Source organism: Pedococcus sp. P2_D9 (assembly GCF_056404275.1).
Genome location: NZ_JBFUEI010000001.1, coordinates 389,525 through 406,575, shown reverse-complemented (window position 1 = coordinate 406,575; position 17,051 = coordinate 389,525). Strand labels below are relative to the sequence as shown.

The window sequence follows — 17,051 nt, the reverse complement described above, 5'->3', positions numbered from 1 at the left end:
CCACGCCGGTCCAGGGTCACGAGCCGAGCGCGCCGGAGTCGAAGACGGTGCGACCGCGCACGACGGTCCGCTGGCAGGTCGGTGAGGGACTGCCCGGCGAGAGGTCCGGCAGGCCGGGCGTCCCGGAGCGCGGGTCGGTGGACCAGGTCTGGATGCGGTCGTCCGGTGCCTGCACCACGAGGTCGCCCACCTCCCACACGGCGAAGCTCGCCGGCAGTCCCAGGTCGAGGTAGCCCCGGTCGTCGTACCCGGCCGCCCGCCAGCCACCCCGGGTGTGGGCAAGGAAGGCCGAACGCGCGGAGACCCGCTGGCTCTCGTCGTGGTGGTTCACGCAGGCCCGCACGGCCTCCCACGGGGCGAACGGGGTCACCGGCGAGTCCGATCCCAGGGCAACGATCATCCCGGCCGCCATCATCTCTGCGAAGGCGTTCATCGGGGCGCAGTCGCCGCCGCGGCGTCCGTGGACGCGGTCGGCGCCCAGCCGCGCGGCATACATGCCCTGGTCGCCACCCCAGAAGGCGTCGAAGGCGGGCTGGACGCTCGCAGTGACCCCAAGTCGCACGAGGCGCTCGATGCCGTCTCGCGAGATCATCTCGAGGTGCTCGAGGCGGTGCCGGGTCCGCGTCACGACGGGAGCCCCGACGAGGGCAGCGGCAGCCTCGAACCCTTCGATCGCGGTGTCCACCCCGGCATCGCCGATCACGTGGAACCCGGCCTGGACGCCCGCGAGCGAGCAGGCAGCGACATGGTCGCGAACCTGCTCGACGGTGAGGTAGGCGTTGCCGGCGTGACCGGAGGCGTCGGAGTAGTCCGCCCGGAGGTGGGCGGTGCGTGACCCGATCGAGCCGTCGATGTTGAGGTCGCCGGCGAGCCCGCGGGCGCCGCGCAGGGTGGCGACGTCCCGGGCCTGCGCCTCGTCGGCCACGAGCTGGGCCCAGTAGCCGATCGTCTGGGGCCCGTCGCCACGCTCCCCCGCCGCCAAGACCTCCGCGAAGTCGTCGGTGCCCGACAGGGTGCGGCCGCCGTTCTCGTGCAGGAGTCCGATCCCGGCTGCCGCCGCGGCCTGGAGGGCCAGGTCGATGTCAGCCCGTCGCTGCGCTGCGGTGACCGCGCCGTTGAAGGCCTCCCGGGCTGCATGGTGGGCGTCCTTGGTGACCAGGCCGTCGCCCTCCCAGCCTGGCAGGTCTCGGGCACCGGAGGCAGCCGCCAGGGCGGAGGAGATGACCGCCGAGTGACCGTCGACGCGGGGTGAGTAGACGACTCCCCCGTAGGTCGCGCGGTCCAGCTCGGCACCGGTGTGCGGCCGGCCCTCCGCCCAGCCGCCCTGGTCCCAGTTGGGGGCGTAGACGGGGCGTCCCTGGTTGGCGCGCGCGGCGTCCTCGATGCGGCTGAGCGCCTGGACGACCGACTGCGTCGTGCCGAGGTCGACTCCGCGAAGACCCGCCCCGGTCTGCGAGGTGTGGGCGTGGGCATCGACGAACGCCGGGGTCACCAGCGCACCGTCGAGCTCCACCACCTCGTCGACCGCGTCGGCGTGCACAGCCGCCGCGTCGTCACCGCCGATCCAGGCGATCGTGCCCGTCGCGTCGTCGACCACCATCGCGTTGGCGAAGGGGTCGATGGGGGTGTAGACGAAGCCGCCGCGGTACAGGGTGGTCACGCCAGCACCCTAGACGGGACCGTCCTGCCCCAGGACGTCGAGGCAGGCGCGGGCGATCTCCAGCTCCTCGTTGGTCGGGACGACGTACACAGCGATGTTGCTGCGGGCCGTCGTGACCAGCCGGGTGGGCTCCCCCGCGACGTTCGCCAACGCGTCGACCTCGACTCCGAGGACCTCGAGACCGCTGAGCACAGCGTGTCGCACCTCGGCGCTGTTCTCACCGATGCCACCGGTGAACGCGATGGCGTCGACGTGGCCCAGCGCCACGGCATACGCACCGACGTACTTGCGCAGCCGGTAGGCCATCACGTCGAAGGCCAGAGCGGCGTCCGCGTCGCCATGGGCACGCCGCTGCTCGAGCTCGCGCACGTCGGAGATGCCGGCGAGGCCCAGCAGGCCACTGCCCTTGTTCAGTGCCTCGTCGTATGCGGTGGCGTCGAGGTCCGCGACGCGCGCGAGATAGGCGCCGAGCGCCGGGTCGACGTCACCGGAGCGAGTACCCATCACCAGGCCTTCGAGTGGAGACAGCCCCATCGAGGTGTCGATGCTGCGACCACCCTGCACCGCGCAGGCGCTGGCGCCGTTGCCGAGGTGGAGCACGATGACGTTGCAGTCGGCGGGGCTGCGCCCCAGGAGCTCCGCCGTGCGACGGGAGACGTAGCGGTGCGACGTGCCGTGGAAGCCGTAGCGCCGCACGTGGTGGCGGTCCCGCCAGTCCGCGGGCACGGCATACGTGTGGGCCCGAGCGGGAAGGGTCTGGTGGAAGGCGGTGTCGAAGACGGCAACCTGGGGAACGTCGGGGAAGGACTCCCGGGCGCTGAGGATGCCCTCGAGGTTCGCCGGGTTGTGCAGGGGTGCCAGCGGCACGAGCTCGCGGATGGCTTCGATCACGTCGTCGTCGACAACCACCGGCTCGGTGAACCGTGGGCCGCCGTGCACTACCCTGTGCCCGACGGCGAAGAGCCCCACCTCTCCGAGATCCGGTCCGTGCTCGCGCAGCGCGGCTCGGGCCGCGTCGAGGGCGGCCCGGTGGTCGTTGCAGGTGACGTCACGCTCGTGCGTCTCGTCGCCGGACGTGTGCTTGAGACGTCCAGCGCCCCCGATCCTCTCGACCAGCCCCGAGGCTGCGGTGGCACCTGTGTCGGCATCGATGACCTGGTACTTCAGCGACGACGACCCCGAGTTGACGACCAGGACCGTGCGCGACCTCGGCATCAGGCGCCGGCCTGGATCGCCGTGATGGCGATCGTGTTGACGATGTCGCGCACCAGCGCTCCACGGGACAGGTCGTTGACCGGCCGGTTGAGGCCCTGGAGGATCGGACCGATCGCGACGGCCGACGCGCTGCGCTGGACCGCCTTGTAGGTGTTGTTGCCGGTGTTGAGGTCAGGGAACACCAAGACTGTCGCGCGCCCCGCCACGGGGCTGTCCTTGAGCTTCGTCGCCGCGACGTGGGGGTCGACCGCGGCGTCGTACTGGATCGGACCCTCGACGAGAAGCTCTGGAGCACGCTGATGGACCAGCGCCGTGGCGGCACGGACCTTGTCGACATCAGCGCCGGTCCCCGACTCGCCTGTCGAGTACGACAGCATCGCCACCTTCGGCTCGATACCGAACCGCTGCGCCGTGCGGGCCGAGGAGATCGCGATGTCAGCGAGCTGCTCGGCGGTCGGGTCGGGGTTGACCGCACAGTCGCCGTAGACCAGGACGCGGTCGGCCAGGCACATCAGGAAGACGCTCGAGACCACCGACACGTCAGGCGAGGTCCGGACGATCTCGAGGGCGGGGCGGATCGTGTGTGCCGTGGTCGTGATGCACCCCGAGACCATGCCGTCAGCGAGGCCCTGGTGCACCATCAGCGTGCCGAAGTAGGACGGGTCGACGACCCGGTCACGGGCCTGGTCGAGTGTGACCCCCTTGTGGGCCCGGAGCCCGGCATAGTCTGCAGCGAATCCTTCGCGCAGGGAGCTGCTGGACGGGTCGATGATCGCCGCCCCGGAGATGTCCGCACCCAGGCGGGCTGCGTTGGCGCGGATCGTCTCCTCGTCGCCGAGCAGGGTGAGCTTCGCGATCTCGCGCGCCAGGACGGTGTCGGCCGCGAGCAGGATCCGGTCCTCGGCACCTTCGGGTAGCACGATGTGAGCGCCTGCCGCTCGAGCGTCGTCGACCAGCTGGTGTTCGAACATCAACGGGGTGACGGCACCCTCCCCCGTCGTCGCGACGGGTCCGAGCAACGCCTCGGCGTCGAGTCCGCGCTCGACCATGGCCACTGCGGCCTCGAGCTTGCGGGTGGACCCGGGGGTCAGGCGCCCACGCGCCGCGCCCAACCTCGTCGCGGTCGTCATCGTGCCGCTGTCGGTCGCGACGATCGGCAGTACGACGTCGAGGCCCTCGATGAGCCGCTGGACCTGCGGCGAGAGCGGGAACCCGCCGTTGAGGACGATCCCCGACAGGGTCGGGAAGGTCTTGGACCGGTGGGCGAGCAGGACGCCAAGGACCACGTCCTCACGGTCGCCGGGCACGATCACGACGCCGCCCTCGATGAGCCGGTCCAGGACGTGGGGCATGGTCATGGCTGCGACCACCAGGCCCATGCACTCGCGGTCGAGCCACCCGGCCTCGCCGTGGACGAGCCGGCCGGAGCACGCGTCGACGAGGTCCTTGACGGTCGGGGCCCGCAGCAGTGGTGTCTCCGGCAGCGACTGCACGGGGAGCCCGACCCGGTCCGACACAGCGGTCGTGGTGGCCGCCAGGAGCTCTCGTGCCACCTGGTTGGCCACCACACCGGTCACGTGCGCATGCGCCTCGCGGGCCGCTGTGACCGCCATCTCGGCCGTCGTCGCCACTTCCACAGGGTCGTGTCCCTGTGCCGGTACGACCAGGAGGAGTCGGGAGCCGAGGTTGGCGGCCACCGCGGCGTTGACCGAGAACTCCGTCGGTGCCGAGACGTCGGTGAAGTCGGATCCCACGACGAGGACGACGTCGTGGTCACGGGCAACGTCGTGGAAGCGGTCGACGATCACTCCCATGGCCCGCTCGGGCGAGGCGTGCAGGTCGTCGTAGGTCACGCCGCACGCCTGCTCTGCCGAGAGGTCGCCAGGCAGCTGGGACAACAGCGTCAGGACCAGCTCGTCCGGCCCCGAGGCGCGGACGATGGGGCGGAACACGCCCACCCGGCCCGCGCGCCTGCTCAGCTGGTGCAGCAGTCCGACCGCCACCGCCGACTTGCCGGACCGGGCTTCGGTGCCGGCGATGTAGATGCTGGTGGTCACGGGTCGAAACTACCGGCCCGACTCGTCGGGCGCGCTGGGGCGGGCAGGTCCCCTCCAGGTCCAGTCCGCGATGTCCGGCATGTCCTCGAGGTGCTCCTCGATGTAGGGCCGGTGCTCGGCGAGCCGGCGCTCGCAGAGCTCGGTGAGCGCGTCCCACCCTGGCACGCGGCGATCAGCGCGGCGGAGCACCTCCTGGGCGAGGTGGAACCTGCTCATCCGGTTGAGCACGACCATGTCGAAGGGTGTGGTGGTCGTGCCCTGCTCGTTGAACCCGCGGACGTGGAAGCGCCCGGGGTCGTTGCGCCCGTGGATGAGCTGGTGCACGGCACGGGGGTAGCCGTGGAACGCGAACACGACGTGTCTGTCGGCGGTGAAGAGGTCGTCGAACTGGCCGTCCGAGTAGCCATGGGGATGGTCGTTCTCGGGAAGCAGGGCCATCAGGTCGACGACGTTGACGAAGCGCACCCTGAGCTCTGGCACGTGCTCGGCGAGCAGCTCGGCGGCGGCGAGCGCCTCCTGGGTCGGCACGTCGCCGGCGCAGGCGAGCACGATGTCGGGCTCGTCGTCCGGTCCGCAGGTGCTGGCCCAGTCCCAGACGCCGGCACCCGCGGCACAGTGTGCGTGGGCTTCCTCGAGCGTGAGGTACTGCAGGTGCTTCTGCTTGTCCACGACGATGAGGTTGACGTAGTTGGTGCTGCGCAGGCAGTGGTCGGTGATGGACAGCGTCGTGTTGGCGTCCGGGGGCAGCCACACCCGCACGACCTGTGGCGACAACGGGATCAGGCAGTCGATCAGGCCAGGACCCTGGTGGGAGAACCCGTTGTGGTCGTTGCGCCAGCAGGTCGACGTGAGCAGAACGTTCAGCGACGACACGTCGGCCCGCCAGGGCAGCTCCTGCGCGTGCTGCAGCCACTTCACGTGTTGCACGGCCATCGACGCCGACACCATCGCGAAGGCCTCGTAGGTCGCGAACAGCCCGTGCCGCCCGCTCAGCACGTATCCCTCGAGCCAGCCCTGGCACAGGTGTTCGCTCAGCACCTCCATGACACGGCCGTCCGGCCCCAGGTGGTCGTCGGTCTCGCGCAGGGGTCCCATGAAGCAGCGGTCCGTCACCTCGAACACCGGCTGGAGGCGGTTGCTCGCCGTCTCGTCCGGGGAGAACAGCCGGAAGGTGCCGCCTCCGTCGGGTCGGGTCGTCGCGGCATACAGGTCGCGCATGAGCCGACCGGACGTGATGGTGTTCTCCACCGAGTCCTGTCCGCGCGTGGTGGGCGTGAGGGGGACCTCGTATGCCGTCAGGTCCTGCGGTGGAAGCTCCGTGCGCAGCCGTCCGCCGTTCGCGTAGGGCGTCGCGGACATGCGCTTGTCCCCTGCCGGCGCGAGGTCCCGCAGCTCTGGCGCGAGCCGGCCATCGGCGTCGAACAGCTCGTCGGGGCGGTAGGTGTGCAGCCATTCTTCGAGCAGCCGCAGGTGGTCGGGGTCCTCGGCGAGGCCGGACAGCGGCACCTGGTGGGACAGGTTGGTCCCCTGCACCTGCACGCCGTCGACGATGTCGGGACCGGTCCAGCCCTTGGGGGTCCGCAGGACGATAGCCGGCCAGGGGTGCCGCAACGGCTCGGCCGGACCGTCGCCACTGCGCGCCGCTTCCTGGATCGACCGGATCTTGTCGTGGGCTGTCGCCAGCGCCGACCGGAAGGCAGGAAAGACCTGCGCGGGGTCGTCCCCGCTGACCGTGACCGGGTCCCAGCCCTGGCTGCGCAGGTAGTCCTCCACATCCGCGTCGGAGGTGCGTCCCAACACGGTGGGCCCGGCGATCTTGTATCCGTTGAGGTGAAGGATCGGCAGCACCGCACCATCCCGGCGCGGGTTCAGGAAGTTCGGCAGCCGCCACGACGCGGCCAGGGGTCCGGTCTCGGCCTCGCCGTCGCCGACGACGCAGGCGACCACCAGCTCCGGGTGGTCGAACGCCGCCCCCGCCGCGTGCACCAGTGCGTAGCCGAGCTCGCCCCCCTCGTGGATCGAGCCGGGGGTCTGGACGCTGACGTGGCTGGGGATGCCCCCGGGCGAGGAGAACTGGCGGAAGAGCCGCAGCACCCCTTCGGCGTCGTCACCGATGTGGGGGTAGATCACGCTGTAGGTACCCTCGAGCCAGGCTGCCGCCACGAGGGCGGGGCCGCCGTGCCCCGGGCCCGTGACGTAGAGCCAGTCCGTGTCGGTCTCGCGGATGCGGCGGTTCACCAGGGCATAGATCATCGACAGGCCGGGGCTGGTGCCCCAGTGGCCGAGCAGGCGGGGCTTGGTGTGCGCCAGGGTCAGCGGCTCCCGCAGCAGGGCGTTGTCCCGCAGGTAGATCTGGCCGACCGTCAGGTAGTTGGCGGCAGCCCACCACCGCAGGTCCAGCGCGAGGTCCTCCGGGGCGTAGGACACGGTCACCGGCACAGCGGACGTCTGCGGCATGCGCCCCACGACACCACGGACCCGCACCCGAGGGGAAGGCCTTTGGTCCCGCCGCTACTCCGCGAGGCGACCTTCGAAGAGACTCCGCACCGCGGCGTTGCCCCTGATCAGGTCGAGGGCGTATGCCGCGTGGCCGGGCACGTAGCCGTTGCCCACCAGCATGCGAACGTCGGCGGCGACACCTTCGGCGCCGAGCGCCGCTGCCGCGAAGTGGGTGGCCATGGAGAAGAAGATGATCGTGCCGCCCTGTGCCGTCGAGAGGATGGCCGGCTGCTCGCACCCGGGCACGTCCACGCAGACGACCGTGATGTCCGCTGGTCCCCCCGCAGCGGCAACGGCTTCGGACAGTCCGAGCGGGCTGCGGGCGTCGGCGATGACCACCTCGTCCGCCAGTCCGGTGCCGGACAGCAGGTCGGCCTCGCGCTCGAAGGGCACCACGGCGATCCGACGGCCTGCGCCGGCCCGCGCCGCCGCGGCGAGGGACAGCGAGCCGGACTTGCCGGCCCCGCCGAGCACGCACACGGTGGGGCTGACGCCGCGCGCGGCATACTCCTCCACCACGCGGGCCACCAGCGCCGGTGCGCCGCACACGTCCATCACCATGAGGGCGAGGTCCGGGGCCAGGTCGGGGGGCAGCTGCGCCGCGATCGAGCGGCCGAAGAGGATGGCGTGTCCCCGGGCGGGCACCCGCTCGCTCTTGCCGTCCCACCGAGCCAGCTGGTCGGTGACCACCAGCGGCGTGAGAGACAGCGAGACGAGCGTGGCGACGTGGTCGCCGACCGCCAGGCCGAGGGTGGACTCGGGTCCGACCTCCTCGACCGTGCCGATGAGCATGCCGCCGGAACCGGTGACAGGGTTCTGCATCTTCCCGCGCGTGGCCACGATGTCGAGCACCTCTGCGCGGACGGCATCGCCGTCGCCGCCGTGCTTCTCGGAGAGCTGACGGTAGGACGCCGCGTCGAGGTTGAGCGTCTCGATGCTGATGCGCACCTCGTCCGGCCACAGCTCGGGCGAGGCGTCGAGCCGCTGGGCGGCCTGGGGCAGCGAGGCCCCGGCGGGGTCGAGGACGCGGTGCAAACCCACGGGCGACGAGGGGGTGCGGACCACAGAATCTCCTATCAATTGCGACACAGAGCGCAAATCTTGCGGCCGGATGTCGATTTCATCGGAACCTGTCCCGTATCCTGCCACGTATGAGCACCGCCATCGAGCAGCCCTATGTCTACCGCCACCGCGAGCTGGTGGAGCCCGACTGGACCCGATTCGCGGGGTGGCGCGACGTCACTGCCGAGGACTGGGCCAGCGCCCAGTGGCAGCGGGCGCACTGCGTCAAGAACATCAAGCAGCTGCGCGAGCTGATGGGCGACCTGCTGACCGACGCCTTCTACGCCGACCTCGAGCGCGACCAGGCCGAGCGCGCCACGATGTCGATGCTCGTCCCCCCGCAGATGATGAACACCATGGTCAGTGAGATGACCTGGACCGACGGGCGGATGCCCGCCGCCGGTGCCGAGTTCACCCGGGCGTTCTATGCCGACCCCATCCGGCGCTACATGCTCCCGGTGTTCTCCGACCGACGCACCGACTGGCCGTCCCACCCGCACGCGACCCGCGACAGCCTGCACGAGCACGACATGTGGGTCGCCGAGGGCCTGACCCACCGCTACCCCACCAAGGTGCTCGCCGAGCTGCTCCCGACCTGCCCGCAGTACTGCGGACACTGCACCCGCATGGACCTCGTCGGCAACTCCACGCCGGTGATCGACAAGCTCAAGCTCACCGGCAAGCCGGTCGACCGCTACGCCGCCATGCTCGCCTACCTGCAGCAGACGCCCCAGGTGCGTGACGTCGTCGTCTCCGGTGGCGACGTCGCCAACATGCCGTGGAAGAACCTCGAGGGCTTCATCGACAAGCTGCTCGACGTCGAGAACATCCGCGACATCCGGCTGGCGACCAAGGCGCTGATGGGCCTGCCCCAGCACTGGCTGCAGCCCGACGTCGTCGAGGGGGTCGCCCGCGTGTCGGCCAAGGCCCGCTCGCGCGGTGTCTCCCTGGCGATCCACACCCACGTCAACAACGCGCAGTCCGTCACGCCGCTGGTGGCCGACGCCTCCAAGGCGATGTTGGAGGCCGGCGTGCGGGACGTGCGCAACCAGGGCGTCCTGATGCGCGGCATCAACGACTCGGTGGAGCAGCTGCTCGACCTCTGCTTCGCCCTCCAGGACGACGCGATGATCACGCCGTACTACTTCTACATGTGCGACATGATTCCGTTCTCCGAGCACTGGCGGCTCTCGCTCGCCGAGGCGCAGCACCTGCAGCACTCGATGATGGGCTACCTGCCAGGCTTCGCCACGCCGCGCATCGTCTGCGACGTGCCGTTCGTCGGCAAGCGATGGGTGCACCAGGTCGACAGCTACGACACCGAGCGCGGAATGTCGTTCTGGCGCAAGAACTACCGCACCTCGATCGAGAACGCAGACACCGACGCCCTGTCGCGCGACTACGTCTACTACGACCCGATCTACACCCTCCCTGAGGCGGGCCAGCAGTGGTGGCGTGAGGAGGGTGACCACGAGGCTGCCCACGCGATCGCCGTCGAGCGCGCCGCGGCCAGCCGCGAGGCCTCGCTGGTCTGAGTCGGACGGTGCGCGGCCGCGGCGTGTGACGTTCACGACGTGAGGGCCTGTCATGCCGCGCGGTCGGGCTTCGCTAGGTTGCTCCCGTGACTGCTATCGCCATCCCCCGCAAGCGCGTCCTGGCCGACTACGTCCCCGCAGTGGTGGGCGTGCCCGCATGGGTCGGATCGCGCGTTCGTGACGTCCTGCTCATCGCTGCCGGCGCCGGATTCATCGGCCTCTTGTCCCAGTGGCACGTCCCGCTCCCGGGCACCCCGGTGCCCCTCACGCTCGGCACGTTCGCCGTCCTGCTGACGGGAGCCTCACTGGGCGGCCTGCGGGCCCTGCTCAGCGTCGGCACCTACCTGGTCGCCGGCGGACTGGGCGTGAACTGGTTCGCCGACCACAAGGACGGCTGGGGCGGCGCCACGTTCGGCTACGTCATCGGCTTCGTCGCTGCGGCGACGCTCGTGGGGTGGCTGGCCCAGCGCGGCGGTGACCGCACCGTGGTCAGGACGGGCGTCACCATGGTGCTCGGCAACCTCGTCATCTACGTCGTCGGCGTGTCGTGGCTGATGGCCTCCACCGGCATGGACCTCGAGGCCGGCCTGGCCGCCGGCTTCACCCCCTTCCTCCTCGGCGACGCCATCAAGATCGCGGCGGCTGCGGGTCTCTTCCCGGCCGCCTGGGCGCTCGTCAAGCGCGTCGACAAGCGCTGACCGACCTACCTCCGTCACGGCAGACCGACCTGATGGGCAAGCGTCGCGAAGCCAGCACCGGCACCCCCGCCAGCACGGCGCTGACCCGGCTCGGACTGGCGTTCGAGGTGCACTCCTACGAGCACGACCCGGCGGCGGCCTCCTATGGACTGGAGGCCGCCGCTGCGCTGTCGGTGCCCCCCGGACAGGTCTTCAAGACCCTCCTGGTCGAGTCCGAACGCGGCCTGGCCGTCGGGGTGGTGCCGGTCGACCGGCAGCTCGACCTCAAGGCCATCGCGGCCGCACTGGGCCTCAAGAAGGTGGCGATGGCCCAACCCGCCGACGCCGAGCGGTCGAGCGGCTACGTCGTGGGCGGGATCTCCCCCATCGGGCAGAAGAAGGCACTCCCGACCGTCGTGGACGAGTCTGCTCTCGGGTTCGACCGCGTGTACGTCTCGGGAGGCCGTCGTGGCCTCGACCTTTCCCTCACGCCTGACGACCTGGTCACCGCCACGCGGGCACAGGTCGCGCTGATATCGCGGTGACGCCCTGACCGCGCCCTGACGTCGCGGTCGTCGACGCCCTGCTCACCCGCCGTGCCGCCGACTCCCCCAAAGGTGGTGTGCGTCGGCCCCCGGGGCGATCTACCGTGGGCTGACTGGCCCACCATCGGGGGTGACACGTGAGGACCACGCGGACAGGGTCGCTGGGCATCCTGCTGCTCGCGCTCGTCATGGTCGGCGCGACCGCAGGCCCCCGGGCGCACCTCCCCGAGGCCCGACTCCTCACGGCGCCTGGCTACCGCTCACCCGAGGTGTATGCAGCCGGTGGCCAGAGCAGGGCTGACCAGCTCTGGCTGGAGACCGGCACCGTGCCCGGCGACGGCACCCGCTGGGAGGACCTGGCGAGGTGGGCGCTCGTCGACATCCACTCGTTCCTGTCCCCGAACGGGACCGTGGCGGCCGGGCCCGGCGGGCCGTGGGGATACTTCTGGCCGCGGGACGGCTCGTTCGCGGCGGCCGCTCTGAGCATCAGCGGTCACGACAAGGAGGCTGCGTCGATCCTCGACCGCCTGGCGCGACTGGAGTTCGACCCCTTGCGGGGCTTCCAGGCTCGATACCGTCTGGACGGGTCGCCCCTGACCGACCGCCCACGCCAGTCCGACGGGTGTGGCTGGGTGCTCTGGGCCATCGCGCAGGTGCGGACCGCGAGCCCCTCGAGTGTCCCGGCGACGGCGGCCGGCCTCCGAGACCGCTGTGTGCAAGCCCTCACCACGCTCGTCGACTCGGGCAGCCGGCTCCCGCCACCGTCCCCGGACTACTGGGAGCTGCCGGTCGACCGCACCTCCCTGGGGACCGTGGCGCCGATGCTCGCGGGCCTGGAGGCCGCGGCCGGTGACTACCGCGTCACCGGACAGCCGACGGAGGCCGTCACGGTCGGCGTCGTGGCCTCGCGGTTGAGCGAGGTCGTCACCCGCAGCTTCGGTCCGCGGTACGAGCGGTTCGGACGGGACGGTGGAGGCGTCGACGCCGCGGTGGCGATGCTGCTGCCCCCGTTCCACGGTCCACCGGGAGGCCAGGAGGGCGACCACGCCCTGCGTGACGCGTGGTTGCGCTACCAGCGTGAGGCTCTGCGCCCGGCCGGCGGTCTGGCCCCCGGCGCCGACTGGCCCAAGGACGACGGTGCGTCGTGGACGCCGGAGACCGCTCTGGTGGCTCTGACGGCCGCGGCGACGGCCCGTGACGGGACAGCCACTCGGTGGTTGAACTGGCTGGATGACCACCGCACGCCCTACGGATCCCTCCCCGAGAAGGTCACTCGCACCGGGCGCCCTGCCGGGCCGGCTCCGCTCGTGTGGACCGCTGCCCTCACGCTGCTGACCCTGCACGAGCTGGACCAACCCTGAGGCGGCTACTCCCAGGGGGTGGAAAGGACCACGGTGGTGCGGGTGGCGACGTTCGCGGCGGACCGCACCCGAGCCAGCAGCACCTCGAGGTCACCGGGCGTGCGGACCCTCGCCTTGAGGATGTAGTTCTCGTCGCCCGCCACCGAGTGACAGGCCTCGAGCTCGGTGATGTCGCGCAACCGGTCCGGGATGTCGTCCGGCGCAGCAGGGTCCAGCGGTGAGATCGAGATGAATGCCGTAAGCGGCAGGTCCAACGCGGTGTAGTCGACCAACGCGGCATACCCCTTGAGGACCCCGCGCTCCTCGAGCCGACGCACCCGCTGGTGGACCGCCGAGGTGGACAGGCCCATGGCCTTGCCCAGGTCGGTGTAGCTCATCCGACCGTCGGCGCGCAGCAGGTCGACGATGCGTCGATCGAGGTCTTCCACGCCCACACCTTACTGAGGACCGGGGTCGGGGGTGGCAGCATGTCCGCCATGACCTCGCCCGACAGCTCCGGCCGTCTCATGCTGCTCGACAGCGCCTCGTTGTACTTCCGCGCCTTCTTCGGGGTGCCGGACCAGCGCAGCGATCCCTCGCAGCCGCCCACCAATGCGATCCGCGGGTTCCTCGACATGATCGCCTCGCTCGTCACGACCCACCAGCCGACCCACCTCGCAGCCTGCTGGGACAACGACTGGCGACCGCAGTGGCGGGTGGACCTGCTGCCCAGCTACAAGGCTCACCGGGTGACCGAGGAGTCCCCCGCCCCAGTGGCCGGCTCCGTGCCCGACCAGGCGCACCCGGCCTCGGACGACACCGTCGCCGAAGAGGTCCCGGACGACCTGGCTCCCCAGGTGCCGGTCATCGTCGATGCCCTGGCAGCGCTGGGTATTGCCCGGCTGGGGGCTGACGGTTTCGAGGCCGACGACGTGATCGGCACCCTGGCCACCCGGTGGGGCGGCACCATGAAGGTCGACATCGTCACGGGAGATCGCGACCTCCTGCAGCTCGTGGACGACGCCCGCGGCGTCCGCGTCCTCTACACCGGCAAGGGAGGGGTGCGTGACCCCGACCTCGCGACCCAGGACTACCTGCGGGAGCGGTATGCCGTGGAGAACGGCGACGCCTACCTGGACATGTCGATCCTGCGCGGTGACACGAGCGACGGCCTGCCCGGCGTCAAGGGCATCGGCGACAAGACCGCGGCCCAGCTGATCGCCGAGTACGGCTCGCTCGCCGGTCTCCGGGCGGCGGTGGACTCTGGAGCACCGGCCATCAAGGGAGCCCGGCGGGCCAACCTGGAGGCGGCGACGGCGTACCTCGACGTGGCGCCCACGGTGGTGCGGGTGACTCGCGACGCACCGGTCGACGAGGTGGACCTGGCCCTGCCGACCGAGGTGGCGGACCCCGTGCTGATGAGCCGGGTCGCCAGTGAGTTCGGGGTGACCAGCTCGTTCAACCGCGTGCTGTCGGCTCTGCGCATCGAGTAGGCGAGCAGCCGCATCCTCAGGCGTCGGGGGTGGACATTCGGCCACTCGCCCGGTCGTTCGGAGGGAGGGGCGCACCTGTGCCCGGGAAATCGGCCACTCGCCCGAAAGTGCCCACCCGAGAGCCTCTCAGTCGAGGCGGTCGGCGGCGACCACGCCGCGCATGACGGCGTCGATGGCTTTGCGCGACGTGGCGCGCAGGGTCGGCTCGGGTGCCGCGTCGCCGATCTGACCGAGCAGGTCGACCACCTGCTTGCACCGCCGCACGAAGTCACCAGCGGCCATGTCCGACCCCCGAAGCACCTCCTCCAGCTGACGACCGCTCGCCCACCGGTGCATCATCCAGACCATCCCGGCATCGGGGTCACCGGTGAGCGGGAGCCCGAGCTCGCGTTCGCGGTCCTCCAGCACCGACCAGAGCCGGTTCATCTCACGGACCGCCTCGGCGACGTCCTCGTTGGGCATCCGGGGTGACGGGTCGGTCTCGTCGCGACGCGGCTCGTGGATCAGGGCCGACACGATCGACGCCAGGCCGGCCGGGTCCAGCCGCTTCCACACCCCCAGCCGCAGGCACTCAGCGGCCAGCAGGTCCTTCTCGGTGTACAGCCGGCGCAGGTTCTCCCCCTGCGGCGTCACGAGGTCACCACTGTCGGACAGGTAGCCCATCTCCCCGAGCAGGGTGCAGATCCGGTCGAACGTGCGGGCGACCGAGTTGGTGCGCCCCTCCACCTTGCGCTGCAGCCCAACGGTCTCGCGCTTGAGCCGCCACCACCGCTCGGCCCACCGGGCGTGGTCCTCGCGGTCCGGACACTGGTGACAGGGATGCGCCTTGAGCTGGCGGCGCAGCTCGGAGATGCGTTCGTCCTCAGCGCTTCCCGCGTATGCCGCGTGGTCGCGCGAGCGGCCGGGCGGGGGGTCGTAGGGGACGGCGATCCGCAGTGAGGTCGCCAGGTCGCGGCGGGCCTTCGGGCTCTTGGAGTTGAAGTGTGGCGGCACCTTGACGTGCGCGATCGCCTCGACCGGTGTCGGGACGTCCACGAGCGTCAGCTTGAGGAGCTGCTTGTCCTCGGTCACCACGGTCGGAGCCGGCACCTCGCCCCGGTAGGACTTGGAGGGATGGACGACGACGGCGTAGCCCGCGCGGCGACCCGACGGGATCTTGATGACGTCCCCGATCTTCAACGCCTCCAGCGACACCGCTGCCTGCGCCCGGTTGCTCGCCGAGCGGACCTTGGCCCCCTCCTTCTCGAGGCGCGCGATCTCGTGGCGCAGCGCGGCATACTCCTTGAAGTCGCCGAGGTGACACGCCATGCCCTCGCCGTAGCCCTCGAGGCCCTCCTCGTTCTTGCGCACGGCCCTGGCCATCCCCACCACGGCGCGGTCGGCCTGGAACTGGGCGAAGGAGGTCTCGAGGATCTCGCGGGCGGTCTCGCGCCCGACCTGGGCGACGAGGTTGACGGCCATGTTGTAGGTGGGCCGGAAGGACGACTTCAGCGGGTAGGTGCGGGTGGACGCCAGTCCGGCCACGGCGAGCGGGTCCATCCCGCGGTTCCACTGGACCAGGGCATGGCCCTCGACGTCGATCCCCCGACGCCCGGCCCGTCCGGTCAGCTGGGTGTACTCGGCGGGGGTGATGTCGGCATGGGTCTCGCCGTTGAACTTCACGAGCTTCTCGATGACGACGGTGCGCGCGGGCATGTTGATGCCGAGCGCGAGGGTCTCGGTGGCGAAGACGGCCCGGATCCGCCCTGCCGTGAAGAGCTCCTCGACGATCTCGCGGAACGTCGGCAACATGCCGGCGTGGTGCGCCGCGAACCCACGCGTCAGGCCGTCCACGAAGTCCCAGTAGCCGAGCACGCCGAGGTCCTCGTCGGCCAGCGCGGAGACGCGCTCCTCGACGGTGCGCCGGATCCGGTCGCCCTCGGCCTCGGTGATCAGCCGGACCCCGTCGCGCAGCAGCTGGCCGACGGCGGCCTCGCACCCCACCCGGCTGAAGATGAAGGTGATGGCCGGCAACAGCCCCTCGCGCTCGAGCCGCTGGACGACCTCGGAACGGGTCGCTCCCCCACCGGGGCGCCCGCCCGAGCTGCGGGCCATGCCGTGCCCGCCGTAGCCGCCGCCGGGGCCGCGAGGCCCCCGCCCCCGCCCACCGCGGCTGTGCCGGTCCGACTGCGATCCGTGGCGGGCGCCGTCGTCCCAGCGACCGCGTTGCTCGAAAGTGCGAATCGCCTGCAACAGTTCGGGATTCACCCGCGTCGCGTCCGCGCCCGTGACCGGCGCCGACGCCTCGTCGACGAACAGGTCGTACATCGACTGCGAGACCATCATGTGCTGCCACAGCGGCACCGGGCGGTGCTCGGACACGATGATGTCGACGCCGCTGCGCACCTCCGACAGCCAGGCGCCGAACTCCTCGGCGTTGCTCACGGTTGCGGACAGCGACACGACCTGCACGTCCTGTGGCAGGTGGATGATGACCTCCTCCCACACGGCGCCACGGAACCGGTCGGCGAGGTAGTGCACCTCGTCCATGACCACGAAGCCGAGCCCGTGCAGGGTCGACGACCCGGCATACATCATGTTGCGGAGCACCTCGGTCGTCATGACGACGACAGGAGCCTCGCCGTTGATCGAGGAGTCCCCGGTGAGCAGCCCGACGTTCTTGACACCGTGACGCTTCACGAGGTCGTTGTACTTCTGGTTGGACAGCGCCTTGATGGGGGTCGTGTAGAACGCCTTGCGCCCGGTGGCGAGGGCCAGGAACACCGCGAACTCGCCCACGATGGTCTTGCCTGCCCCGGTGGGCGCCGCGACGAGCACGCCGCGCCCGGCCTCCACGGCCTCGCAGGCCTGCACCTGGAAGTCGTCGAGGGGGAAGTCCACCGTCGCCGCGAAGGCGGCCAGCCGAGACTTCTCGTATGCCGCGCGGCTGGCGCTTGCGGCGAATCGCTCAGCGGGCGTCGACATGCTC

Annotated in this window: 12 protein-coding genes; 5 read left to right on the top strand and 7 right to left on the bottom strand. The window is 70.9% G+C overall.

Annotated features, from left to right (window positions below):
• Window positions 1–16: 16 nt before the first annotated feature.
• From AC1DXJ_RS01905 to kdd, 5 genes are read right to left on the bottom strand one after another with little or no spacing between them, the layout of a single operon-like run.
• Window positions 17–1,660, bottom strand: a complete 1,644-nt coding sequence (locus AC1DXJ_RS01905) for an amidohydrolase (protein ID WP_477632169.1) — start codon at window positions 1,658–1,660, stop codon at window positions 17–19.
• A 9-nt stretch (window positions 1,661–1,669) separates the two neighbouring features.
• The gene (locus AC1DXJ_RS01900) at window positions 1,670–2,875 is read right to left on the bottom strand and encodes an acetate/propionate family kinase (protein WP_477636241.1); all 1,206 of its coding nucleotides are present in this window, start codon (window positions 2,873–2,875) and stop codon (window positions 1,670–1,672) included.
• Entirely contained in the window at window positions 2,875–4,932 is a 2,058-nt protein-coding gene (pta, locus tag AC1DXJ_RS01895) for a phosphate acetyltransferase (protein ID WP_477632167.1), read from the bottom strand. The genes AC1DXJ_RS01900 and pta overlap by 1 nt, the downstream gene beginning before the upstream one ends.
• Before the next feature lie 9 nt (window positions 4,933–4,941).
• A complete protein-coding gene (locus tag AC1DXJ_RS01890) occupies window positions 4,942–7,389 on the bottom strand; it encodes a phosphoketolase family protein (protein ID WP_477636240.1) in 2,448 nt (815 codons plus the stop codon).
• A gap of 54 nt (window positions 7,390–7,443) precedes the next feature.
• Window positions 7,444–8,496, bottom strand: coding sequence for an L-erythro-3,5-diaminohexanoate dehydrogenase (gene kdd, locus AC1DXJ_RS01885; protein WP_477612944.1), 1,053 nt, complete (start codon window positions 8,494–8,496; stop codon window positions 7,444–7,446).
• 86 nt (window positions 8,497–8,582) lie between these two features.
• On the opposite strand from kdd, the gene AC1DXJ_RS01880 reads away from it, so the two are divergent.
• From AC1DXJ_RS01880 to AC1DXJ_RS01865, 4 genes are all read left to right on the top strand, one after another.
• On the top strand, window positions 8,583–10,028 hold the full coding sequence (locus AC1DXJ_RS01880; protein WP_477612943.1) for a KamA family radical SAM protein: 1,446 nt from the start codon (window positions 8,583–8,585) through the stop codon (window positions 10,026–10,028).
• An 86-nt stretch (window positions 10,029–10,114) separates the two neighbouring features.
• On the top strand, window positions 10,115–10,726 hold the full coding sequence (locus AC1DXJ_RS01875) for a biotin transporter BioY (RefSeq protein ID WP_477636239.1): 612 nt from the start codon (window positions 10,115–10,117) through the stop codon (window positions 10,724–10,726).
• 32 nt (window positions 10,727–10,758) lie between these two features.
• A complete protein-coding gene (ybaK, locus tag AC1DXJ_RS01870) occupies window positions 10,759–11,250 on the top strand; it encodes a Cys-tRNA(Pro) deacylase (protein WP_477612941.1) in 492 nt (163 codons plus the stop codon).
• A gap of 137 nt (window positions 11,251–11,387) precedes the next feature.
• Window positions 11,388–12,611, top strand: coding sequence for a glycoside hydrolase family 15 protein (locus AC1DXJ_RS01865; protein WP_477636238.1), 1,224 nt, complete (start codon window positions 11,388–11,390; stop codon window positions 12,609–12,611).
• A 5-nt stretch (window positions 12,612–12,616) separates the two neighbouring features.
• On the opposite strand, the gene AC1DXJ_RS01860 is transcribed toward AC1DXJ_RS01865, so the two are convergent.
• A complete protein-coding gene (locus AC1DXJ_RS01860; protein WP_477612939.1) occupies window positions 12,617–13,039 on the bottom strand; it encodes an Lrp/AsnC family transcriptional regulator in 423 nt (140 codons plus the stop codon).
• A gap of 48 nt (window positions 13,040–13,087) precedes the next feature.
• On the opposite strand from AC1DXJ_RS01860, the gene AC1DXJ_RS01855 reads away from it, so the two are divergent.
• Window positions 13,088–14,083, top strand: a complete 996-nt coding sequence (locus AC1DXJ_RS01855) for a 5'-3' exonuclease (protein ID WP_477612938.1) — start codon at window positions 13,088–13,090, stop codon at window positions 14,081–14,083.
• A gap of 126 nt (window positions 14,084–14,209) precedes the next feature.
• Here AC1DXJ_RS01855 and AC1DXJ_RS01850 read toward each other — a convergent pair whose 3' ends face one another.
• On the bottom strand, window positions 14,210–17,047 hold the full coding sequence (locus AC1DXJ_RS01850; protein WP_477636237.1) for a DEAD/DEAH box helicase: 2,838 nt from the start codon (window positions 17,045–17,047) through the stop codon (window positions 14,210–14,212).
• Between the last annotated feature and the right edge of the window lie 4 nt (window positions 17,048–17,051).

Coding starts and splice junctions, on each gene's coding strand:
- AC1DXJ_RS01900 (WP_477636241.1), bottom strand. CDS start 2,875: ATGCCGAGGTCGCGCACGGTCCTGGTCGTCAACTCGGGGTCGTCGTCG.
- AC1DXJ_RS01890 (WP_477636240.1), bottom strand. CDS start 7,389: ATGCCGCAGACGTCCGCTGTGCCGGTGACCGTGTCCTACGCCCCGGAG.
- AC1DXJ_RS01880 (WP_477612943.1), top strand. CDS start 8,583: ATGAGCACCGCCATCGAGCAGCCCTATGTCTACCGCCACCGCGAGCTG.
- ybaK (WP_477612941.1), top strand. CDS start 10,759: ATGGGCAAGCGTCGCGAAGCCAGCACCGGCACCCCCGCCAGCACGGCG.
- AC1DXJ_RS01855 (WP_477612938.1), top strand. CDS start 13,088: ATGACCTCGCCCGACAGCTCCGGCCGTCTCATGCTGCTCGACAGCGCC.
- AC1DXJ_RS01850 (WP_477636237.1), bottom strand. CDS start 17,047: ATGTCGACGCCCGCTGAGCGATTCGCCGCAAGCGCCAGCCGCGCGGCA.